The sequence below is a fragment of the Microcoleus sp. A003_D6 genome (genome assembly GCF_036702825.1).
In the GTDB taxonomy this organism is placed as follows: domain Bacteria; phylum Cyanobacteriota; class Cyanobacteriia; order Cyanobacteriales; family Microcoleaceae; genus Microcoleus.
This window is the reverse complement of sequence record NZ_JAUBWA010000075.1, coordinates 16,659-35,922: the sequence shown is the minus strand read 5'-3', so window position 1 is coordinate 35,922 and position 19,264 is coordinate 16,659. Positions and strand designations below refer to the sequence as shown.

Sequence of the window (19,264 nt, the reverse complement as noted above, 5' to 3'; positions counted from 1 at the left end):
GGGGGACAAGAACTTACTCAAAGTCCCCCTTCTTAAGGGGGATTTAGGGGGATCTCCGAGGAATAAATAGTTTTAACCCAAGCGTATTGTACCATATAGAACTTTTGTGTTGAGTAATTTTTAAGTCACGCGCCCTACGGTGTTATAATTATTTGAAATCCGGATCGAACATTAACATCAAATCCATATTGAAATTGCGATCGACCTATTTATTAGTTTCTCACGGCAGCCGCGACCCCAGACCCCAACTAGCTTTGGAAAACCTAGGTCAACTGCTGTCTCACAATTTGGCTGACTCGTTCCCCGCAGTAGCAACCGCCACCTTAGAACTCGGGCCCGCACCGCTGCACGAACAAATTTGCAGTTTTGGCGATCGTACCCTGTCGCTGGGACTGACAGAATTGCAAATACTGCCTGTATTTTTATTGCCGGGAGTTCACGTCGCCGAAGACATACCGGCAGAGGTGGAAATTGCCCAAAAAACTTTTGGTGACAAGCTAAAAATTGAATTGCGCCCGCATTTAGGTTGCCAAACAGCAGGCTTAACAAACTTGGTAAAAAGTCAGATGCAAGAGGTGGCTTTTCTCCCCAATCTGCGATCGCCAAAATGGATTTTACTATCTCACGGCAGCCGTCGCCCCGGAGGTAACTCGACAGTTGAGGAAATCGCCAGCAAACTCGGTGCACAGACAGCTTATTGGTCGGTAAAGCCGAGTTTGTCAGAACAAATTGACAGTTTGGTTCGCGGTGGACAGCAGCAAATAGGAATTGTGCCATACTTCTTATTTAATGGAGGAATTACAGATGCGATCGCCAAAAATGTCGCACAGCTAAAGCAGCAATTTCCTGCGGCGGAACTTCATCTCGCAAATCCTCTAGGCGCAAGTGTAGAATTAGCAGACTTAATTGGGGATTTAATTCAAAAATGAACCGCAGTGGCACAGAAGAGGTAAAGGAAGCAAGAAAAATGTCTTTAGGCAAAGTGTATTTAGTAGGTGCGGGCCCCGGAGATCCGGGTTTGATGACCTTGAAGGGAAAAGCTCTGTTAGAGTGCGCGGATGTGGTGATTTACGACGCTTTAGTCAGTCCTCAAATTTTGGCAGCAATCAACCCCCAAGCAGAACGAATTGATGCCGGAAAACGCAAAGGCCGCCACTCGTTAATGCAAGATGAAACAACTCAGTTAATGATAGAAAAAGCTGGAGATAATGCGATCGTAGTTCGTCTCAAAGGCGGCGATCCGTTTATCTTCGGCCGCGGCGGCGAAGAAATGGAAGAGTTGGTAAAAGCTGGAGTGTCAGTAGAAGTTGTACCCGGTGTAACTTCTGGGATTGCGGCCCCTGCTTATGCGGGAATTCCTTTAACACACCGATCGTACAGTTCCTCAGTCACCTTTGTCACCGGCCACGAATCAGCAGGAAAATATCGGCCGGAAGTAAATTGGCAGGCGATCGCCCGGGGTTCCGAAACCATTGTAGTATACATGGGAATCCACAATTTGCCTTACATTATCGGCCAGTTGACAGCAGCCGAATTGAGTGCAGAAACGCCTATAGCATTAGTGCGCTGGGGAACGCGGCCGGAACAAGAAGAATTGATCGGGACTTTGGGTACAATTGTAGAGCAAGTTGAGGCGGTCGGATTTGCAGCACCTGCGATCGCCGTAATCGGAAACGTCGTCAATTTACACTCGATCTTGTCGGGCTGTCGCCCCGTTTCTCAGACTGTAGAATAAGCGGGGGCGTTGCATAATTGCGGGATGATTATTGATTGTTTTGTGGGATGGGCTCTCGCAGCCCGTCCGCTGTATTTTCACAGCAGGCGGAACACCCCACAAGCATCATCGTCAAATTGTGCAGCGCCGTTTCGATTTCTGTACTGTAATATAGACTATTTTCTCCTTTGCCTCAGTCACCAGAAACATAAAAAAAATTTAATCAACGGTCGATCTCAGATTTATAGAAGTCGCATAGATTGAATGACAGAACCCAAACACCATTCAACGTTTAGGAGGTATTCGATGAGTTCCAAATTAGTTCCGCAAGAAACAAAGCCCCAGCCTCGCTCAAATTCAGCCTTCAAGCAATTATGGTCAATGCACGCGGTGATGGCAACCTGTTATCTCCTGCTGTTGGTTGGGGGATTTTGGATGGTAAAAATGCCAGACAATACACCATTACAAGGCAACAGTTATACTTTGCATAAATCCCTTGGGGTGTTGACAATTGGATTGCTAACTTGGCGTATTTTCATTTTACAGCGAGTTTGGTGGCGTAAGTATACGCGCCGCCTCCCCAAGTTTACAGGTGAGTGGATTCGCACGTTTCTACTGCACGCGACAATTTATCTGTTTATGCTAGCGGTTCCTCTGAGCGGAGTTTTCCTCTCTAATTCCTATAAAAGCGGGAATCTCCCTTTTTTCTGGGTTGCAACGTTGCCAGATATTTTTCCTAAAAATGCAGCAGTTGTAGATTTGGCAAGAGATTTACATTTCTGGATTGCTTATACTTTCCTGGCATTTATTGTACTGCACGCGATCGACCAACGAAAATATGTGCGATCGCTTTGGAGACGAACAACCCAAGCCCTAAAAAAATCATCGCTCAGTTAACCCTAATTAGCCGGGAAACCAATAACCTATTGATGTCATTGCTCGCGGGTAGCGTTAGCTTTAGCTCAGTTTCTCAGACTGTAGAATAAATTTAAATATTGCATCTGTAGTCATTAGTCATTAATCATTAGTCATTAGTCATTAGTCATTAGTCATTGGTAATTGGTAATTGGTAATTGGTAATTGGTAATTGGTAATTGGTAATTGGTAATTGGTAATTGGTAATTGGTAATAAGCTGTTCAGAATTTAAACTACACAGTCAAAATTTGATAAAGTTGTTGTGGGGTGGGCGTCTCGCCCGCACAAAAAATCCAATTTAGATGTAGAACAGCTTAGTACGCCATACTCAGTCAAAAGTTGCTAGTCCAGATTTCTGTGCTACTAACTAATGACTGATGACTAATGACTGATGACTAATGACTGATGACTAATGATGACTAATGACTAATGATGACTAATGACTAATGACTAATGACTGATGACCAATGACCAATGACTAATGACCAATGACCAATGACTGATGACCAATGACCAATGACTAATGACCAATGACTAATGACTAATGACTAATGACTAATGACTAATGATTTCAACGCGCCACTTCCCGCATATATTCCCCCCACAACTGAGCGGCATTTGCACTACCTCCCCCAGTCGGAGAATTATCATCATTTCCCAACCAAACCCCAGTCACGAGTTGCTGACTCGGAATATAACCGACAAACCACAAATCTCTATTATCATTAGTCGTGCCTGTTTTTCCAGCTTCTCCCAACCCCAAAGCAGCACTGCTACCCGTACCTCCCCGTACCACACCTTGCAGCATATCAGTCATCGTATCCGCTACGGCTTCAGAAACTAACTGGCGATTGGCAATGCCATCTTTTTGATAGTCGTAAATCACCCGGCAACTGTTAAAATCATTTCGATCTTTGCAATCGCTGCTGTCAATAATTCGCTTGATTACGTGGGGGCGATTGCCCAAACCCCGGTTCGCCAAAACCCCGAACGCACCAGTTAATTGCAATACGTTAACTTCACTTTCACCTAATACTAAACCAGGGTTAGAGCGCAGTTCAGAAGTAATCCCCAAACGCCTCGCCATTCCCGCTACATTGTCTAAACCGACATCTTGTGCTACTCTCAAAGCAATTGCATTTTCCGACTGTGCTAAACCCCGATACATATCAGCACTGCCGCTGGTTCTTTCGCAGCCGCTGTAACTTTGTCCGCCCCAGGAAAGCGGCTCGCAAGAATAAGTTTTGCTCGCTGGTATTCCGCGTTCTAGGGCGGCTGCATAGGTGAAAATCTTAAATGTAGAACCGGGCTGTCTCAAAGCTTGCGTCGCCCGATTAAACTGACTTTGCAAATAATCTACGCCACCAACTAAAGCTAAAACTTCGCCTGTTGAAGTGTTGAGAGTTACCACTGCTCCTTGAGAAAATCCAGCACTTGCTCCGGCGTTTTCAACAGCATTTCTGAGGGAAGCTTCAGCTACTTTTTGCAGCCCGGGATTCAAACCTGTTTCTACAATAAAATTGCCTTCTCTGGCTAACTGCTCCCCCAGCAAAAACTCCAATTCTTCAAATACATAACTGTAGAAATAAGGGGCGATCGTACTTTGTAGATATTGGCGAGCTTTGGGATTTATCTCAATTCGCGATCGCCTCGCGCGATCGGCTTCTTCCTGAGAAACCGTCCCCAGTGCCCGCATCCGTTCGATTACCCGATCGCGGTACTGCACCGCCAACTGATAATTTTGAATCGGATTAAAACTGTTTGGCGCTGGCAAAATGCCCGCCAAAGTCGCCGCCTCTGACAAAGTTAAATCCTTCGCCGACTTGCCAAAATAAAACCGAGACGCATCCTCAAAACCGTAAAGGTCAATTCCTAAAAACACGCGATTTAAATAAGTCAGCAACAGCTCATCTTTGCTGTAATAAGTCTCCAGTTTAAAAGCCACTACAGCTTCCCGCAACTTGCGTCCCGCCGAATCTTGAGTTCCGACATAATCTCGAAACAAACTTCTAGCTAACTGCTGCGTCAGAGTGCTCCCGCCTTCGCGAATTCCGCCCCCGCGAACATTCGTTAAAAGTGCTCGCAAAACCCCCAGCGGATCTACCCCCAAATGCCAATTGTAGCGGCTGTCTTCCGAAGCAAGTACCGCCTTGGATAAATAAGGCGAAAAATCCTGCAATTTCTTTAATTCTAAGTGAGCGTTATTCTGAGGAGGACGCAGCGGAGTTTGCCCGTCGCGGGCGTAAACAATCACGGGGCCGTTGATGCTTCTCGGCAGAGGCCGCACTTGAAACTTGGTCGATTCCATGCCTACCAACACCGCAATCAAAGCGGTGATTCCGCTGACGCCGTAAAAGCTGTAACGCACCAGTTCAAAATACCAAGGCGGCGGATATACGAATTGAATTCTGACGGCGGCGGCTAGTTCCGGCGGGCCTAAAGTGAACACGTCTCCGTGACGCAGGGACATACTTTTAACTCGCCTTTTGCCGCTGTAAATGCCGTTGGTGGAGTCTTCATCTTTGATGACAAAAGGAGTCCGCCGCCGAGTATCCCGCGACAGGGATAAGTGTACGTGACTGACAACGGGATTGCGAACTACAATATCTGAAGATTTGGACGATCGACCTAACAAATATCGATCGCCCAACAGCGGATAAACCTCAGCTTTAGCTGCACCCGCATCCTGTACCCACAGTTCGGGTACTTTGGCATTCGGTTTCAGCGCTAGCTGGTTAAAATTAACCTTGGCAATAGTCTGGACTGCTTGGGTAATAGCACCCAAGACGGTTTGAGGTTTGCGGGGCGGCTGCGGTGGGGTCATATTTCGCTGTGCACTACGATCGAGCGATCGGCTCTTGCACCATTCTACTCGCAACTTTTGGCTATTTTCACAATCGGGCCCGCTCTTGCGGGCGATCGTCGGCTAGTGGCGATCGATTTTGGGGTTCTTGGTGAACCTGCAAGGCGAGCAGTTTATTGAGCAAATCTCCACCCAACCACCAAAAATCCCGCTCTCACCAGATAATTTAACTACCATAAACTTGCCAATAAATCAACACTTTCGATAACATTTATCCCAGATTTACCAATAAACTTCGCATAATTAAAACCCCCCTTTTTCAAGGGGGGTTAAAAGCCGAAAATCTGCTTAGTTCTCCTTACAGCGAAGAACCCAAACCGGCATAAGCACCGTAGAAGAAAAGACCCACAATGCTCAGAACACCGAGGCCTGCGACAGTAGCTACCAGCCACAAAGGAATTCTGCCACTTTCACTAAACATAGCCATCACCTCACTAATTCACAGCTAAACAAATTCGATCGAACTATCGAAAGCAAACTGGGACACCAGTTAATTAAAGAAATAACTGGAAAACAAAATACCCAGAGTAAAAATCAACAACAGACCCAAATAAAGAGAAGTCCGATTTAACTCAACAGGCTGCTCGTTGGGATTAGGAAGGCGCTCAGGCATTGTAAACTCCTATCGTTGAATAAATTGCATTGCTGCGATCGCGCCCAAGAAAAAAATTGTTGGGACACCTAAAGTATGAACTGCCAACCACCGCACCGTAAAAATCGGATACGAAATTGGCTCATTGTTTGGGGTTCTGCTCGTCATTTTTCCAAATCCTTGTTAAATTACTTGGCAATGAACTGATCTACTTGTTTTTTAGCTTCAAAGCGATCCGAGATAATCGGCACTTCTTCCCGCTGCGGTGTGAAATACTGGTTAGGGCGAGGAGTTCCGAAAGCATCGTAAGCCAAACCCGTTTGCACAAACAGCCATCCAGCAACAAACAAAGCTGGAATGGTGATGCTGTGAATTACCCAATAACGGATACTTGTAATAATGTCCCCAAACGGACGTTCTCCAGTTGTACCAGCCATTTAGAATCCTCCTTTCAACAACAAATCGACAGACAATCTCTATTACTATTCTACTATCAAGCAGCTTGCGCTGAACCTTGATATTTAAGTAGAGTACCGCTCGCGCCGATCACAAATCCGCGATCGGGGCCCATAAAGACAATCCTGTAAAAATTAGCAGGAACATCTTCAACTTCGCGGTCTTTTTGCCAAGTTTTCCCGCCGTCCAAACTGCACAGCAAATTGCCGCCGCCTCCGGCTACCCAAACTTCATTATCAGTCCGGTAAGCCATGTCGAGCAAACCCCAACTCGCCTTGCGATCGGGAAAAAACGGTTTTCCCCAACCTTCAGGATTGGACGGGTCGCTAAACTGAATCTGACCGCCGCGGGCGAGCATCCACAAACGCCCGTCCTTGGTAAAACCCATATTTTGCAGGCGGCGAGAACTGTTGCGGTTGTGAGGTTCCCAAGCTTCTTGTCCGGGCTTCCACACCGAGTAGAAATTGCCCTTTGAGGAAACCGCAACATACTGCCCGTCTTCAGAACGGTTGATATTGCGAACTACCCCAAAAGAATCCTGCACGACAGCTTTCCAATTTTTGCCGCCGTCCGAAGTCCGGTAAATCGCCCCGACATCGGTCGTCATCTCGGCCGAATTCGGGCCCAAAGCTGCGATCGTACTCGGAGAACCTGGTAACTGAGAGCTCAAAGCAATCCGCGTCCAAGACTTGCCCTCATCGTTCGTGTGGAGCAAAACCGAAGGCTGGCCGACAATCCAGCCTTCGGAACCCGAAAAACTCACCGACGAGAAACGCGACCTCGGCTCATCAATATCGAGTGCGATCGGCTTCCAGTTAGTCCCGCCGTCGATCGTTTCAAACAGAGTCGCCTCCGAACCCACGACCCAGCCGTGCTGAGCGTTGCCCGTAAAAGCAATATCCTGCAAATTAGCGGACGTAGGCAAGGAAATTACCTGCCAGGGGTTGTAACTCACAGAACCGATCGTGCTGCAACTCGTACAGATGAGTGCAGCGGCCAATAACATTACAATTCGTTGCCAAAATCTCACAATCGTCTTACTGCAAACCATACATACTAAGTAAAAACAAGAAACCAACGACCAAGCCGCCAAAAATCAGCAAACTTTTCTGACCTTCGGTCATGCCGTTGACACCGACACCGTAGCGCTGATTTGCCTTAAATCCTGAAACCCCATCCTGCTGACCCAGATTTTGAAACACCGACTTGCGCCCCGCGCAAACGGGACAAACCCAAGTAGCGGGCAAATCTTCAAAAGCCGTGCCTGGGGCAATGCCATTTTTAGGATTCCCTTTTTTCGGATCGTAGACGTAGCCGCAGGCGCGGCACTCGTGCCGATCGAGGGTCTTAGTCTCAGTGGCTCGATCGCTCATAGCTCAAAAAAGAGTAGGTAAGCTAATCTTAAAATATACATTAAAGAGTGTAGCAGTTCTTAGGACTAAACCATATAGGGTTGCAGAGAGCGTATAGGTAAATATAGCTAAATATAGTGCTATTGTTTGTCAATAAAAACAATAAATGAGAATGTAACGAGAGAGTGAAAATAGAGGGAATAGGGTAGGGTAGGTAGTGAGTAAATCAGAAAATAGGCACAAAAAAACCCGCCGGGCTAGGGCGGGTAGTAAGTAAGTTGTACTGGGTAGCGTTAGATGCCTGCAAAACTTACATCAGGGTTAACCCCTAAATAGTGTTTCTGGATAACCTCTACACTATTGCCGCACGCTGTAGCCAGCAAGAATAAGTCAGTACCTGCGTGTGCCTGTAGGCTTATGAACGTATGACGGCAGCTATAAAAAGGCAGATACCCGCTGATTAAGCCATCACTGACTAACTGAGATACAACGCCGGGGTATTTATACGTAATATCCCCTCTGGTGTTTACACTTTCTGTCCATATGGTGTAAGCATTACCAGTATCCCAGCCCTTGCCATTTAACTTAGTAAATACTAAATCGTTAGGCTGTGCGTTTTCGGGCTTAATTTTTAACAAAAGTTCCCTTAGTTTAGGGTACATTTTAAAGATGCGTATATCACCTGTTTTCGTCTTCTTTGTCACCTTAGATTGCCCGTCGTAACTGCGACTAAAAACGATATTGTTTTTCTCTTGACCTCGGAAGCAATCACGCCAACGTAAAGCAAACGCCTCACCACTACGACAACCCGTTAGAAAACGGAATTCGACTAAGGGAGCCATTTGACGTGGTGATGCGTTTTTATGGTTGTAAAAAGCATCAATTATAGTGTCACGTTCCTCTTTTGTAAAGGCACGTCGATCGCGCTCTTCGGCGTCTGATTCATTGTCGGGTATATCCCACCATTCTCGCTCTGTACCGTCCCCATTGATAATTGGTTGGTAGATATCCGTTTGATTTTCAACTTTGTTTTCGAGAATAAACGGGTTTTTTGTTAGCTGAGTTTTGCCTTGAGACTGTAGTCTGGTAAAGGCTTCTGATAAGGCGGCTAGCGTTCGTTTTGAGTAATTATCAGTGATATTGAGCGATGTCACCATATCGGCATTTACATCCGATATAACCTTGTCAGCTATCCCTTTACCCGTATCTAAAAGCTTTCTTTCGATTGAATCCCAAACCAAACCTTTAATTGTGTTGGTAAAAATTCCCGCGTGTTGCTTTAGAAAGGTAGTTGGTTGCAATTGCGGGCGCTTCCACTCTAAGTAGTCCTCCCACATTGCACCGACCGTAAACTCGGCTTCCGCCTCTGGGATAGGCGCTGCTAACTGTAAAGCTGCGTACTGTGCTTTTAGTCCGTACTTGGCAAACGTAGGGTCAAACAACTGAGCCCAGTCGGGGTGTAGCAAGTCGTTTTCGATCCGAAAGGCGATCGCTTCTGCCTTAGCGCGGTTCTCAGGTGTATCCTTCATCCCTAACGGTTGATACTTGCGCTTCCCACCAAAAATGGGGTTGTACCGAGTGCTGAACTGTAGTCTGAGAGAATCTCTATCAGCCTGTACTTTCACGGTGTCAGCGGTGCTGTTGCTGTTTTTTGCGTACATAGTATTGATTTGTCAAGGTACGGTGTAGTAAGCTTTTCACCTCCTAGCAACCTACTATCACAGCTTACTGGTTTTGTGGAATATTACAACATACGCATAGCGTGAACAAAGGTTATAGCGTGACAAGCCGGGTTATGCTATCAAGATTAAAAATTATTGCAGAAGATGGACGATTTATCTCAACCAACTCGTAATTTTAGCTACCCAAAATCTATATAATGTAAAGATCGAGTTACAAACCCTTTCACCGAGGCAGTAATTATTCACCGTGTTTGCACTTAGCGGCTACGAGTATTTTTTAGGCTTCCTGCTAATTTCCAGCCTAGTGCCTATCCTCGCCCTCACGGCGTCTAAGGTACTGCGGCCCAAAAGTCGTCCCTACGACCGACGCACTACCTACGAATCTGGCGTCGAGCCGATCGGCGGAGCCTGGATTCAATTCAACATCCGATATTATATGTTCGCCTTGGTCTTCGTCATCTTCGACGTAGAGACCGTCTTCCTCTATCCTTGGGCGGTTGCTTTCAACCAGCTAGGACTGTTGGCTTTTATTGAAGCCTTAGTCTTTATCACGATCCTCGTTATTGCTCTTGTCTATGCATGGCGCAAAGGAGCCTTGGAATGGTCTTAAGTTCTGACACATCACAAAAATCGCTAATTGTCAATCCGGCAGAGCGCCCGCAAGTCACATCCGAATTATCAGAGAACGTCATCCTAACTACGGTTGATGACATCTATAACTGGGCGAGACTTTCGAGTCTGTGGCCACTGCTTTACGGCACGGCTTGCTGCTTCATCGAATTTGCAGCTTTAATTGGATCGCGCTTCGACTTCGACAGATTTGGTCTAGTACCCCGATCGAGCCCCCGGCAAGCCGACTTGTTAATCACCGCCGGTACAATTACCATGAAGTACGCCCCCATCTTGGTGCGGCTGTACGAACAAATGCCCGAGCCCAAATATGTCATCGCGATGGGCGCTTGCACCATCACCGGCGGAATGTTCAGCATGGACTCCCCCACAGCAGTCAGAGGCGTTGACAAACTGATTCCCGTAGATGTGTACATCCCCGGCTGTCCTCCCCGTCCAGAAGCGATTATTGATGCAATTATCAAATTGCGGAAAAAAATCGCCAATGACTCGATGCAAGAACGGGCCAATTTGCTGCCAACCCACCGCTACTACACCAGACCCCACAAAATGAAAGTAGTAGACGACATTTTGGACGGCAAATATTTGTCAATTCCCGGCCGTATTGCGCCGCCGAAGGAATTAACTGAAGCAATGGGAATGCCCGTACCGCCCGCCCTGCTTGCATCACAGAAACAGGAGGTAGAACGTGGCTGAGCAAGAATCTGCGATTGTTGAAGCCGGGAAGGTTTCCCAGTGGTTGACTCAAAATGGCTTTGAACACGAAGCTTTAGCGGCCGATAATTTGGGCGTGGAGATATTAAAGGTCGATCGAGAATTCCTAATTCCGATGTCAACAGCGCTGTACGCCTACGGGTTCAATTATATGCAGTACCAGTGCGCCTACGACCAAGGCCCTGGAGAAGATTTAGTCAGCGTTTACCACTTGGCAAAGTTGACAGATAATGCCTCCCATCCCGAAGAAGTCCGCGTCAAAGTATTTATCCCCCGCGAAGATCCGAGAGTACCATCAGTGTACTGGATTTGGAAAGCAGCCGACTTTCAAGAGCGGGAATCCTACGATATGTACGGCATTGTCTACGAAGGACATCCGAATCTGAAACGGATTTTGATGAACGAAGATTGGGTAGGCTGGCCGCTGCGGAAAGATTACATTTCCCCTGATTTCTACGAATTGCAAGACGCTTATTAAGAGAGTTTTGAGTTTTTAGCTCAAAATACAGTTGGTTATTTTGCACCCACTTCTTTGAGGAGTGGGTGCATTTTTTTGTGCGTTTTTTTTTGAAATGTCGATCAAAACTTTTTGGGATATGATGAAAGTGTACCCGTCACCTTGCCATATTTTTAATGTCTGCTTATGCCCAAAAAGATTAGAGAACTCAAAAGCCTGTTGCTAAAAGCTGGGTTTACTTATCGTTCGGCAAAAGGCAGTCATACAAGATGGGTTCATCCTTTACTACCTAATGAACCAATTACCATTGCTGGAAATGATGGCGATGATGCGAAACTGTATTTAGAGAGAGAAGTTAATCGAAAAATTGGAATATTGAAAGCAATTGAAGAAGAGGAGTCTGAATCATGAAATTACCTTATATAATTGTTATTCAATGGTCAAATGAAGATAACTGCTACCTAGTTCACTTACCGGATTTTCCATCTCAGCAGTTCCACACTCACGGAGATACCTACGAAGAAGCTTTGCAGAATGCGGTGGAGGTATTAGAGCTTTTAGTTGAAGAATATCAGGCAGATGGTAAATCTCTCCCAGCACCTAAAACTTTAGTACAAAACTTGCTGTTTGCTTGAGCATAGATTTGAAGTTATTGAGCATGGTTCGGAGATTCCGAGATTAACAACCTGCTATTCTTTGTAGTGCCTGGAGGTAATAAGAGTGGCAAAGAATACAATTAAATTACTAGATGTCGTTGCCTTGACAGTTGACATTCCTGAATACAACCTGTGGCGCGGACAAGTTGGGACTGTGATTGAACTGTTGGCTGATGGTGCAGCGTTTGAGGTTGAATTTAGCGATCGCAACGGACGTACTTATGAGTCTGTCGGGCTGCAAAGAGAGCAAATCATGGTCTTGTACTTTGAGCCAGCATCACCCGATATCAAACCCGAAATGGTTACAGCATAAATAAAACAAGTTGCGGGCTTTTTCGCTTACTTTTGCGGTTAGACCGGGTGCGATCGCGATTCGACAAAAAAACTAATATTAGTCTTAAATAAACTCCACACGCCCTGTCATATCGTCCAACTCAAGATACTCCCAAATTATTACCAAACTTCTCAAAATTTCTCCAATCGCTCGACTATTTTTATGACAGTAAATAATCCCATTATGAGGTAATCCAGCTTGATTTATTCTTAAAAAATCTGCATCTTGAGTATAAATTACTCTTCCTTCTACCATCGCAAATTCTACATGAAGTTCATCAGGCTTGCCCAATAAGCCTGCTTCCGTTGTAGTCGTCACATTAATCTCATACCTTCGCAGACCGATCGCAATGGCATTACTTACATTTTCATCTAAATGAAATTTAAGACTTCTTGACATTTAGGCTTTTTAATTTTTGCTGAAGGATAGACGGATTTTGGGCTTGCAACTCGCGGACAAAGGTTTCATCTGCTCTAATTTGCATCCTAATTTCTTCACGATGATCGTGATAATAAGTCAAAGCCGCATAAACATCAGCTAGAGTAATTGAAGGATAATGGTAAATAATCTCCTCTGGTGACATTCCCATTTCCTCATGCCAAATTACCACATCTTGTACCTTAATTCGATGTCCAGTAATGCAAGGTTGACCACCGCAAAAACCGGGATTAATTGTAATATGTTCAGAAATTACGTTGACCATAAATTAGCCTTTTAGTCAGTTTTGTTATGTGAGCTGATAGTTATATTTTATCACTTAATAATCAGAGAATTATATACTTATTTTATCTGAAACACACTAGCCTGTCAAGGCAGTCGTTGTGGGCAATGCAAGAACCCCTACAGATATTATGGGCGATCGCTAGTACGGATCATTTTCCCACTCATCCTTACTTACGCACTTGTCATATTATAAAAATTTGTAAGTGCGATCGCAACATTTAACTGGTTCCTTTCGCGCTCGCCGGGAACCCATTCCATAGGAAGAGCCTCGCTTGTTGCAATGGATTCTTCACTACAAACACCTTTGATTGCGAATAATTCACCGAACGTGGTATAACTTAGATCGCTCATAAATACATATTAAACCGCGTCGTAAACCACCAACATTCATTTAAAATATATGTTCACAAATTCTCTCCGGTTCGCTATATGACGATTCTGACCGTAGAAATTCTTTGTTCTGAGGCAGCAATATTTTCAGCCGCCGAGTCTCAACATCCAGAACCTCTGCTTTACGGAGTCACAGACGGAAAGGCTATTGGGACATATTTAGAACAAAAGTTCAAACTGTATCTCAAGCTGCGATATGAATTTTTAGAAGGAAATTCAGCAAGCGGCATCGATTTTCCCGGGCTACTTGTGGATGTCAAGGTAACAAGCGTTAGACAACCACAATCCTCATGCCCTTTTAAATCTGCAAGACAAAAGATTTTTGGGCTGGGATATTCACTGATTATCTTTGTTTACGAAAAGACAGACAACAGTACAAATCGAACTGCAACTCTGAATATTCTGCATACAATTTACGTAAGTGCCAAAAGAACAGCAGATTTTCAAATGACTCGTGGAATTCGCAATATTTTAGACAACGAAGGCAACAAAGATGATTTGCTGGCTTTTCTGCTTGACAAAAATCTACCAGTTGACGAAATAGAGGCAGATAAAATTGCAAACGAAATAATGATAAATCCGCCATTACAGGGATTTTTAACTATTTCTAATGCGTTGCAATGGCGACTTCAGTATGGCAGAGTAATTGAGCGTGCCGGACAACAAGACGGCGTTATCGCAGTTTATAGATTTAACTCATGATTTCCACAGTTCGCAAAACCAAACTAGAATACGGGGATTTTCAGACACCGCTGGAATTAGCCGAGATGGTGTGTCGGAAATTGATAGAACTTGATATTAACCCCAAAGTCATCATTGAGCCAACTTGCGGGATAGGTAATTTCATTAAAGCTGCTGCAAATTCCTTTCCATCCGCCAGCAAGATTATCGGGGTTGAAATCAATCAAAGTTATTTAATAGAATTAAGAGCTAAGCATGAATTGTTACAGGATGAAAGATGTGAGGTTAAGCACGGAGATTTTTTTGAGTTTGACTGGACATCATTAATCAACCATTTTAATCATAGGGTACTGGTACTTGGTAACTTTCCTTGGGTAACAAACTCACGCCAAGGAACTCTTGGTAGTGAAAATTTGCCTAAAAAAAATAATTTTCAAAATCACGCTGGCTTAGATTCACTCACAGGTAAAAGTAATTTTGACATCTCAGAATGGATGCTAATCAAAGCAATTCATTGGTTGCAGAATCGTGACGCAACTCTGGCAATGCTTTGCAAAACTTCCGTGGCCAGAAAGTTATTGAGTTACATTCATTCAAAAAAACTTAATCTGGCTAGCTGTGCAACTTACAAAATAGATCCTAAAAAGTATTTTGATGCAAATGTTGATGCCTGTTTGTTATTCTGCAAGTTTGACGTAAGTTCACAAAACTACTTCTGCGATGTATTTAGCAGTTTAGAAAGTTCAGATTGTCATCGAATTGGATATCACAACAATCTCCTGGTTAAAGATATAGATTCTTTCAATAAATTGAGTAATTTATATGCTGTAAATTCAGGGACGAAATGGCGATCGGGTGTAAAGCACGACTGTTCTGGCGTTATGGAGTTTCGGAAAATTGATAATTTGTTTGTCAATGGATTTGGGGAAGCTGTCGAGCTTGAGGAAACTTATCTATTTCCGCTATTTAAAGGATCTGATGTTGCTCAAAATCGCATTAATGCTACCGATCGATATATCCTAGTTACTCAAAAATTCATCGGTGAATCAACCGAAAATATCAAAACTATAGCTCCTAAAACCGGACGTTATCTAGAGAAGTGCGGGCAATATCTAGATAATCGCAAAAGCAAAATTTATCAAAATAACCCTCGGTTTTCGATTTTTGGAGTAGGCGATTATAGCTTCCAACCTTGGAAAATTGCGATTTGCGGGCTTTATAAAAAATTGGATTTTAGGTTAATCGGTGAAATAGCTAATAAACCTGCGATTTTTGATGATACTGTTTACTTTCTCAGCTTTGACAGCGAGAGAGTTGCACGTCAAACTTTTGAGCTTTTAAATTCATCGGCCGCAATTAAATTTTATTCAGCGATCGTATTTTGGGATGAAAAGCGCCCGATTAAATCCAGCATTTTAAATTGTCTGAATCTAGCAAGGCTGGCAGATGGGGAATTTGTGACCGCCGATGCACGCAGATAAACGCAGATAGATAGAGTTATAATTTATATTATCGGTAATTCTGAAAACCTATGACTCAAGCTTTACCCAAGCTCGTAAACTTCGAGGAATTTGTGGAGTGGCTGCCTGAAAATTCGGCGCTACGCTACGAACTGCATAATGGAGATATTGTTGAGATGGCACAACCAGTAGGCGAACACGAGGAAGTTAAAGGCTTTCTTACAATCGAAGTTTCCTTTGAAACCAAACGGCTGGGATTGCCATACGGTATCCCCAACCAAGCGATAGTTAGGCCTCCTGAAAAAGATTCTGGTTATTTCCCTGATGTGTTGGTGCTGAATCGTGGAAATCTGGTGAACGAAACATTGTGGCAAAAACAATCTATCCTCTGTTTGGGTGCATCGATACCGTTGGTAATTGAGGTTGTGTCCACCAACTGGCGCGATGATTACTATTTGAAATATGCTGATTATGAAGAGATGGGTATCCCTGAATATTGGATTGTGGATTATGCTGCGTTGGGCGGACGCAATTTTATTGGCAATCCCAAACAACCGACGATTTCTGTGTGTAATTTGGTGGATGGTGAATATCAAATCCTCAAGTTTCGAGAGAACGATCGGATTGTGTCGCAAACTTTTCCTGATTTGAAGCTCACAGCAAACCAGATTTTTCAAGCTGGTTTAGTATAAGCTGAATTAAAATTTAGGCTTTCGGGCGGGCAGGATGCCCACCCCACAAGAGCTTATATTGCTTAAATTCAATCATTCCGCAAGGCTGCGATCGGATCTAAGCGAGCGGCATTCCGAGCCGGCAATACTCCAGCTAACAACCCGACGGTAAAAGATAGCCCAAAACCTGCTGTAATCGACCATACAGAAACCACAAAGGGAAATTTGAACGCTGTCGAGGCCCCAAAGGCGATCGCAATTCCCAACCCAATTCCCGCCGTTCCCCCCACCGTGGAAACTAAAATAGATTCCGCCATAAATTGAATTAGAATTGCTGCATTAGTAGCGCCTACCGCTTTGCGAATCCCGATTTCCTTAGTCCGTTCCACAACAGACACCAACATAATATTAGCAATACCGATGCCGCCAACCACCAAAGAAATTCCGGCGATCGCTCCGATCATAACCGTAAATAAACCTATCACATTGCTGAAAGTATTAACGATCTCAGCTTGATTGACAACTCGAAAATCATCCGGTTGTGGCGGATAAATATTGTGGCGCAAGCGCATGATATTTTCCACTTGAAATTGAGCATCCGCTAAATCCGCTTCGCCGGCAGTTTCCAACCAAAAACCCGAAATCGCAATCCCCGCTAAAGAATTTCTCCCCACAATCCGCGAAGACATATTTTTGAGGGGAATATACACTCGATCGTCCTGATCGGTTCCCCCTACAGACCCCTTGCTTTCCATCACTCCAATGACCTTGTAGCGGTTTCCCTGAATGCGAATGTCGGAGGATAGCGCATTAGCTCCGGCTCCAAAAAGTTCGTCCCGCACCTTAGAACCGAGGACAACTACTGGCTCAGCAGCATTCAATTCATCCTCGTTAAAAAACCGTCCTGCTTGAGGTTGAATGTTCTTCACATCGGGATAATTTAAATCCGTTCCCAAAATAGCAGTAAATGAATTTTGCCCGCCGTAAACCACTTGGACTTGGCGCTGCAAATAAGCCGAAATCGCTTTAACTGCGGGAGCTTGTTTGCCGATCGCCTTTGCGTCATCCCAAGTCAGGGTAGTAGCAGAACCGCTTCCCTGACTGACACCGCCCGATCGCGCAGCGCCGGATAACACCAACAGCACATTTGTACCCAAAGCCTTTAACTGTTCTTCAGTTGATTTTTGTACTCCCTGTCCCACGGAAGTAATGGCAATTACCGAAGATATCCCAATAATTACGCCCAGCATAGTTAAACTGGTACGCAATTTGTTATTCCACAGCGCCTCTGTTGCCATGAAGGCGATTTGAACGTTAGAGATTTTGTTGGTGCGGGGGCGAGTCTGTAATTTCATTGGAAAATAGGTAATAGCTAATAGGTAATTGCTAAGGGGTAATTGGGAGTTTTAAGGAAGAAAGAACAAGCAACACGGAACCAAGAAGAAGGAAGAGTAAAAAAACAGTTATCTGTGTATCCGTAACTTCCGTGTTGTGCTGTTGGGAATCGGTAATTGGTAATTGATAAGTGATAATTAGTAATTGGCAAGTGGTAATCGGTAATTGTCAACCACTAACTAATGACTAATGACTAATGACTAATGACTACTGACTAATGACTGCTGACTACTAACGCAAGCGCGCGCCACCACCCGGTTGCAAACCCGGAATCCCGCCAGACGGTGGATTTTGGGATCTAGGCCGCAATCCGGGGGGTAAACTAAGCAGCACTTTTTCATTTCCTTTCAAACCCGATCGCACTTCCGTCTTGTCATCCACAGTCATACCAGTCTTAACCGGCATAAAAGTAGGTTTGCCATCTTCTGGACCGGGAACAAAAACCCCCGTTTCCCTTTGTTGGCGGACAATTGCCGCAGTCGGGACTACCAAAACATTTTTAAGTTCACCGGCCTTAAATTCCACATTCACATTCATACCCGATCGCAGAATTTGTTGCTCGTCATTAATAATTGCCGCTTTTACCTCAAAACTTGTCACATTTTGCAGGACGATCGACTGAGGCGAAATTTGAGTGATTTTACCTGTAAAAGTCTTTCCCGCAAAAGCATCGGCTTGAATAGACGCAGCCTGGCCGATCTTAATCTGAGAAATATTAGTTTCTGCTACGTTTGCGACTAATTGATTTTTTGAAGCTAAGGACAAAATCGAAGAAGAAGTCGCCGAAGAAACCGCACTACCTGCCGTCGTGGGAGTCACAAAAGCGCCCGGATCGGCGTACTTGCGGGTGACAGTGCCGGTGAAAGGAGCCCGCAGCACAGTGTCGTTAATCTGCGCTTGAACGCTTTGCAGGCTGCCTCTAGCGGCGAGAACTTGGGCTCGGGCTTGGGCGATGTCTTCGGGGCGGGAACCGGCTTCTAGCAGCGCCAAAGCTTGCTGTTTTTGCTCGACGGCGGCCTGCCCCGCAGCGATTTCTTCGGGGCGTGCGCCCGATCGCGCCAGGGCCAAAGCTTGCCGTTTTTGCTCCACAGCAGCCCGCCCCGCAGCGATTTCTTCGGGACGTGCGCCCGATCGCGCTAGGGTCAAAGCTTGCCGTTTTTGCTCCACAGCAGCCCGCGCCGCAGCGATTTCTTCGGGGCGAGTACCCGCTTGCAGCAAAGCTACAGCTTGTTCAGCTTGTCTGACTTGCGTTTGAGCTCGATCGCGCGCGGTGCGGGAGTTGTTGACAATTTGCAAAGCAATGGCTCCGGCATTATAGAGTTCCTGATTTCTCTGAAAGTCTTCCTCTGCTTGGTTTTTGGCGTATTCGACATCTCTGAGTTGGGCGGTTGCTTGGGCGATGTCTTCAGGGCGATTGCCCTTAAGCAATTTTTGTAAATTAGCCTGTTGTTCAGCTAACGCTGCCTCAGCTACAGCAATATCCTGGGTTCGATTGCCGTTGAGCAATTTTTGTAAATTAGCCTGTTGTTCAGCTAACGCTGCCTCAGCTACAGCAATATCCTGGGTTCGATTGCCGTT

The 19,264-nt window shown here is 45.1% G+C and carries 26 protein-coding genes; 13 read left to right on the top strand and 13 right to left on the bottom strand.

The annotated features are described in order from the left end of the window. Positions 1-152: 152 nt before the first annotated feature. From QUB70_RS20190 to QUB70_RS20180, 3 genes are all read left to right on the top strand, one after another. Positions 153-929, top strand: a complete 777-nt coding sequence (locus QUB70_RS20190) for a sirohydrochlorin chelatase (RefSeq protein WP_332983014.1) — start codon at positions 153-155, stop codon at positions 927-929. Beyond that, positions 926-1,735 carry a uroporphyrinogen-III C-methyltransferase gene (cobA, locus tag QUB70_RS20185; protein WP_332983013.1) on the top strand — a complete coding sequence of 270 codons (810 nt, stop codon included), beginning with the start codon at positions 926-928 and terminating at the stop codon, positions 1,733-1,735. Before QUB70_RS20190 ends, cobA begins: the two co-directional genes overlap by 4 nt. Before the next feature lie 285 nt (positions 1,736-2,020). Then, entirely contained in the window at positions 2,021-2,611 is a 591-nt protein-coding gene (locus QUB70_RS20180) for a cytochrome b (protein ID WP_332983012.1), read from the top strand. 152 nt (positions 2,612-2,763) lie between these two features. Here QUB70_RS20180 and QUB70_RS20175 read toward each other — a convergent pair whose 3' ends face one another. Then, positions 2,764-2,844: a hypothetical protein gene (locus QUB70_RS20175; protein ID WP_332983016.1), complete on the bottom strand. Its 81-nt coding sequence runs from the start codon at positions 2,842-2,844 to the stop codon at positions 2,764-2,766. A gap of 357 nt (positions 2,845-3,201) precedes the next feature. Continuing rightward, complete coding sequence (locus QUB70_RS20170; protein ID WP_332983011.1) at positions 3,202-5,454, bottom strand: transglycosylase domain-containing protein; 2,253 nt, start codon at positions 5,452-5,454, stop codon at positions 3,202-3,204. Between the two features lie 8 nt (positions 5,455-5,462). Here QUB70_RS20170 and QUB70_RS20165 point away from each other — a divergent pair, with 8 nt between their 5' ends. Then, the gene (locus tag QUB70_RS20165; RefSeq protein WP_332983010.1) at positions 5,463-5,588 is read left to right on the top strand and encodes a hypothetical protein; all 126 of its coding nucleotides are present in this window, start codon (positions 5,463-5,465) and stop codon (positions 5,586-5,588) included. Between the two features lie 203 nt (positions 5,589-5,791). Here QUB70_RS20165 and QUB70_RS20160 read toward each other — a convergent pair whose 3' ends face one another. The 7 genes from QUB70_RS20160 to QUB70_RS20130 form a co-directional block, all read right to left on the bottom strand. Continuing rightward, positions 5,792-5,914, bottom strand: a complete 123-nt coding sequence (locus tag QUB70_RS20160) for a photosystem II reaction center protein J (RefSeq protein ID WP_332983008.1) — start codon at positions 5,912-5,914, stop codon at positions 5,792-5,794. 69 nt (positions 5,915-5,983) lie between these two features. Then, positions 5,984-6,106, bottom strand: coding sequence for a photosystem II reaction center protein L (locus tag QUB70_RS20155; protein WP_006635505.1), 123 nt, complete (start codon positions 6,104-6,106; stop codon positions 5,984-5,986). Between the two features lie 9 nt (positions 6,107-6,115). Beyond that, positions 6,116-6,253, bottom strand: coding sequence for a cytochrome b559 subunit beta (gene psbF, locus QUB70_RS20150; RefSeq protein ID WP_006635504.1), 138 nt, complete (start codon positions 6,251-6,253; stop codon positions 6,116-6,118). Positions 6,254-6,273: 20 nt separating this feature from the next. Further along, positions 6,274-6,522, bottom strand: a complete 249-nt coding sequence (gene psbE, locus QUB70_RS20145; protein ID WP_293128707.1) for a cytochrome b559 subunit alpha — start codon at positions 6,520-6,522, stop codon at positions 6,274-6,276. 56 nt (positions 6,523-6,578) lie between these two features. Continuing rightward, positions 6,579-7,592: a photosynthesis system II assembly factor Ycf48 gene (locus QUB70_RS20140; RefSeq protein ID WP_332983004.1), complete on the bottom strand. Its 1,014-nt coding sequence runs from the start codon at positions 7,590-7,592 to the stop codon at positions 6,579-6,581. Continuing rightward, positions 7,579-7,914 carry a rubredoxin gene (locus QUB70_RS20135; protein WP_332983003.1) on the bottom strand — a complete coding sequence of 112 codons (336 nt, stop codon included), beginning with the start codon at positions 7,912-7,914 and terminating at the stop codon, positions 7,579-7,581. The genes QUB70_RS20140 and QUB70_RS20135 overlap by 14 nt, the downstream gene beginning before the upstream one ends. Positions 7,915-8,186: 272 nt before the next feature. Continuing rightward, positions 8,187-9,554, bottom strand: a complete 1,368-nt coding sequence (locus QUB70_RS20130) for a hypothetical protein (RefSeq protein ID WP_332983001.1) — start codon at positions 9,552-9,554, stop codon at positions 8,187-8,189. Between the two features lie 268 nt (positions 9,555-9,822). On the opposite strand from QUB70_RS20130, the gene ndhC reads away from it, so the two are divergent. The 6 genes from ndhC (at position 9,823) to QUB70_RS20100 (ending at position 12,345) form a co-directional block, all read left to right on the top strand. After that, positions 9,823-10,185 carry a photosynthetic/respiratory NAD(P)H-quinone oxidoreductase subunit C gene (gene ndhC / locus QUB70_RS20125; RefSeq protein WP_332983000.1) on the top strand — a complete coding sequence of 121 codons (363 nt, stop codon included), beginning with the start codon at positions 9,823-9,825 and terminating at the stop codon, positions 10,183-10,185. After that, the gene (gene ndhK / locus QUB70_RS20120) at positions 10,176-10,901 is read left to right on the top strand and encodes a photosynthetic/respiratory NAD(P)H-quinone oxidoreductase subunit K (protein WP_332982998.1); all 726 of its coding nucleotides are present in this window, start codon (positions 10,176-10,178) and stop codon (positions 10,899-10,901) included. Before ndhC ends, ndhK begins: the two co-directional genes overlap by 10 nt. Next, positions 10,894-11,397 (top strand): NAD(P)H-quinone oxidoreductase subunit J, encoded by a 504-nt coding sequence (locus QUB70_RS20115; protein ID WP_332982996.1) that lies wholly within the window; start codon positions 10,894-10,896, stop codon positions 11,395-11,397. Before ndhK ends, QUB70_RS20115 begins: the two co-directional genes overlap by 8 nt. Before the next feature lie 165 nt (positions 11,398-11,562). After that, entirely contained in the window at positions 11,563-11,787 is a 225-nt protein-coding gene (locus tag QUB70_RS20110; RefSeq protein ID WP_006635497.1) for a type II toxin-antitoxin system HicA family toxin, read from the top strand. Then, positions 11,784-12,011 (top strand): type II toxin-antitoxin system HicB family antitoxin, encoded by a 228-nt coding sequence (locus tag QUB70_RS20105; RefSeq protein ID WP_332967673.1) that lies wholly within the window; start codon positions 11,784-11,786, stop codon positions 12,009-12,011. Before QUB70_RS20110 ends, QUB70_RS20105 begins: the two co-directional genes overlap by 4 nt. Before the next feature lie 85 nt (positions 12,012-12,096). Next, positions 12,097-12,345 (top strand): DUF4926 domain-containing protein, encoded by a 249-nt coding sequence (locus QUB70_RS20100; RefSeq protein ID WP_332982995.1) that lies wholly within the window; start codon positions 12,097-12,099, stop codon positions 12,343-12,345. 84 nt (positions 12,346-12,429) lie between these two features. Here QUB70_RS20100 and QUB70_RS20095 read toward each other — a convergent pair whose 3' ends face one another. Then, entirely contained in the window at positions 12,430-12,765 is a 336-nt protein-coding gene (locus QUB70_RS20095) for a DUF5615 family PIN-like protein (RefSeq protein ID WP_332982994.1), read from the bottom strand. After that, complete coding sequence (locus QUB70_RS20090) at positions 12,749-13,069, bottom strand: DUF433 domain-containing protein (RefSeq protein WP_332982992.1); 321 nt, start codon at positions 13,067-13,069, stop codon at positions 12,749-12,751. The genes QUB70_RS20095 and QUB70_RS20090 overlap by 17 nt, the downstream gene beginning before the upstream one ends. A gap of 449 nt (positions 13,070-13,518) precedes the next feature. Between QUB70_RS20090 and QUB70_RS20085 the strand changes: the two genes are divergently transcribed. From QUB70_RS20085 to QUB70_RS20075, 3 genes are read left to right on the top strand one after another with little or no spacing between them, the layout of a single operon-like run. Further along, positions 13,519-14,181 (top strand): restriction endonuclease, encoded by a 663-nt coding sequence (locus QUB70_RS20085; protein WP_332982991.1) that lies wholly within the window; start codon positions 13,519-13,521, stop codon positions 14,179-14,181. Beyond that, positions 14,178-15,641 carry a class I SAM-dependent methyltransferase gene (locus QUB70_RS20080; RefSeq protein WP_332982990.1) on the top strand — a complete coding sequence of 488 codons (1,464 nt, stop codon included), beginning with the start codon at positions 14,178-14,180 and terminating at the stop codon, positions 15,639-15,641. The genes QUB70_RS20085 and QUB70_RS20080 overlap by 4 nt, the downstream gene beginning before the upstream one ends. Positions 15,642-15,691: 50 nt before the next feature. After that, positions 15,692-16,312: a Uma2 family endonuclease gene (locus QUB70_RS20075; protein ID WP_332982988.1), complete on the top strand. Its 621-nt coding sequence runs from the start codon at positions 15,692-15,694 to the stop codon at positions 16,310-16,312. Between the two features lie 68 nt (positions 16,313-16,380). On the opposite strand, the gene QUB70_RS20070 is transcribed toward QUB70_RS20075, so the two are convergent. Then, positions 16,381-17,646, bottom strand: a complete 1,266-nt coding sequence (locus QUB70_RS20070) for an ABC transporter permease (protein WP_332982987.1) — start codon at positions 17,644-17,646, stop codon at positions 16,381-16,383. 271 nt (positions 17,647-17,917) lie between these two features. Continuing rightward, a partial coding sequence (locus QUB70_RS20065) for an efflux RND transporter periplasmic adaptor subunit (RefSeq protein WP_332982986.1) occupies positions 17,918-19,264 on the bottom strand: 1,347 nt, incomplete at its 5' end.

What these genes read in the sequence shown, in the direction of transcription:
- cobA (WP_332983013.1), top strand. Translation starts at nt 926, where the DNA reads ATGAACCGCAGTGGCACAGAAGAGGTAAAGGAAGCAAGAAAAATGTCT.
- QUB70_RS20180 (WP_332983012.1), top strand. Translation starts at nt 2,021, where the DNA reads ATGAGTTCCAAATTAGTTCCGCAAGAAACAAAGCCCCAGCCTCGCTCA.
- QUB70_RS20170 (WP_332983011.1), bottom strand. Translation starts at nt 5,454, where the DNA reads ATGACCCCACCGCAGCCGCCCCGCAAACCTCAAACCGTCTTGGGTGCT.
- QUB70_RS20160 (WP_332983008.1), bottom strand. Translation starts at nt 5,914, where the DNA reads ATGTTTAGTGAAAGTGGCAGAATTCCTTTGTGGCTGGTAGCTACTGTC.
- QUB70_RS20155 (WP_006635505.1), bottom strand. Translation starts at nt 6,106, where the DNA reads ATGCCTGAGCGCCTTCCTAATCCCAACGAGCAGCCTGTTGAGTTAAAT.
- psbF (WP_006635504.1), bottom strand. Translation starts at nt 6,253, where the DNA reads ATGACGAGCAGAACCCCAAACAATGAGCCAATTTCGTATCCGATTTTT.
- psbE (WP_293128707.1), bottom strand. Translation starts at nt 6,522, where the DNA reads ATGGCTGGTACAACTGGAGAACGTCCGTTTGGGGACATTATTACAAGT.
- QUB70_RS20140 (WP_332983004.1), bottom strand. Translation starts at nt 7,592, where the DNA reads ATGGTTTGCAGTAAGACGATTGTGAGATTTTGGCAACGAATTGTAATG.
- QUB70_RS20135 (WP_332983003.1), bottom strand. Translation starts at nt 7,914, where the DNA reads ATGAGCGATCGAGCCACTGAGACTAAGACCCTCGATCGGCACGAGTGC.
- QUB70_RS20130 (WP_332983001.1), bottom strand. Translation starts at nt 9,554, where the DNA reads ATGTACGCAAAAAACAGCAACAGCACCGCTGACACCGTGAAAGTACAG.
- ndhK (WP_332982998.1), top strand. Translation starts at nt 10,176, where the DNA reads ATGGTCTTAAGTTCTGACACATCACAAAAATCGCTAATTGTCAATCCG.
- QUB70_RS20110 (WP_006635497.1), top strand. Translation starts at nt 11,563, where the DNA reads ATGCCCAAAAAGATTAGAGAACTCAAAAGCCTGTTGCTAAAAGCTGGG.
- QUB70_RS20105 (WP_332967673.1), top strand. Translation starts at nt 11,784, where the DNA reads ATGAAATTACCTTATATAATTGTTATTCAATGGTCAAATGAAGATAAC.
- QUB70_RS20095 (WP_332982994.1), bottom strand. Translation starts at nt 12,765, where the DNA reads ATGTCAAGAAGTCTTAAATTTCATTTAGATGAAAATGTAAGTAATGCC.
- QUB70_RS20090 (WP_332982992.1), bottom strand. Translation starts at nt 13,069, where the DNA reads ATGGTCAACGTAATTTCTGAACATATTACAATTAATCCCGGTTTTTGC.
- QUB70_RS20085 (WP_332982991.1), top strand. Translation starts at nt 13,519, where the DNA reads ATGACGATTCTGACCGTAGAAATTCTTTGTTCTGAGGCAGCAATATTT.
- QUB70_RS20080 (WP_332982990.1), top strand. Translation starts at nt 14,178, where the DNA reads ATGATTTCCACAGTTCGCAAAACCAAACTAGAATACGGGGATTTTCAG.
- QUB70_RS20075 (WP_332982988.1), top strand. Translation starts at nt 15,692, where the DNA reads ATGACTCAAGCTTTACCCAAGCTCGTAAACTTCGAGGAATTTGTGGAG.
- QUB70_RS20070 (WP_332982987.1), bottom strand. Translation starts at nt 17,646, where the DNA reads ATGAAATTACAGACTCGCCCCCGCACCAACAAAATCTCTAACGTTCAA.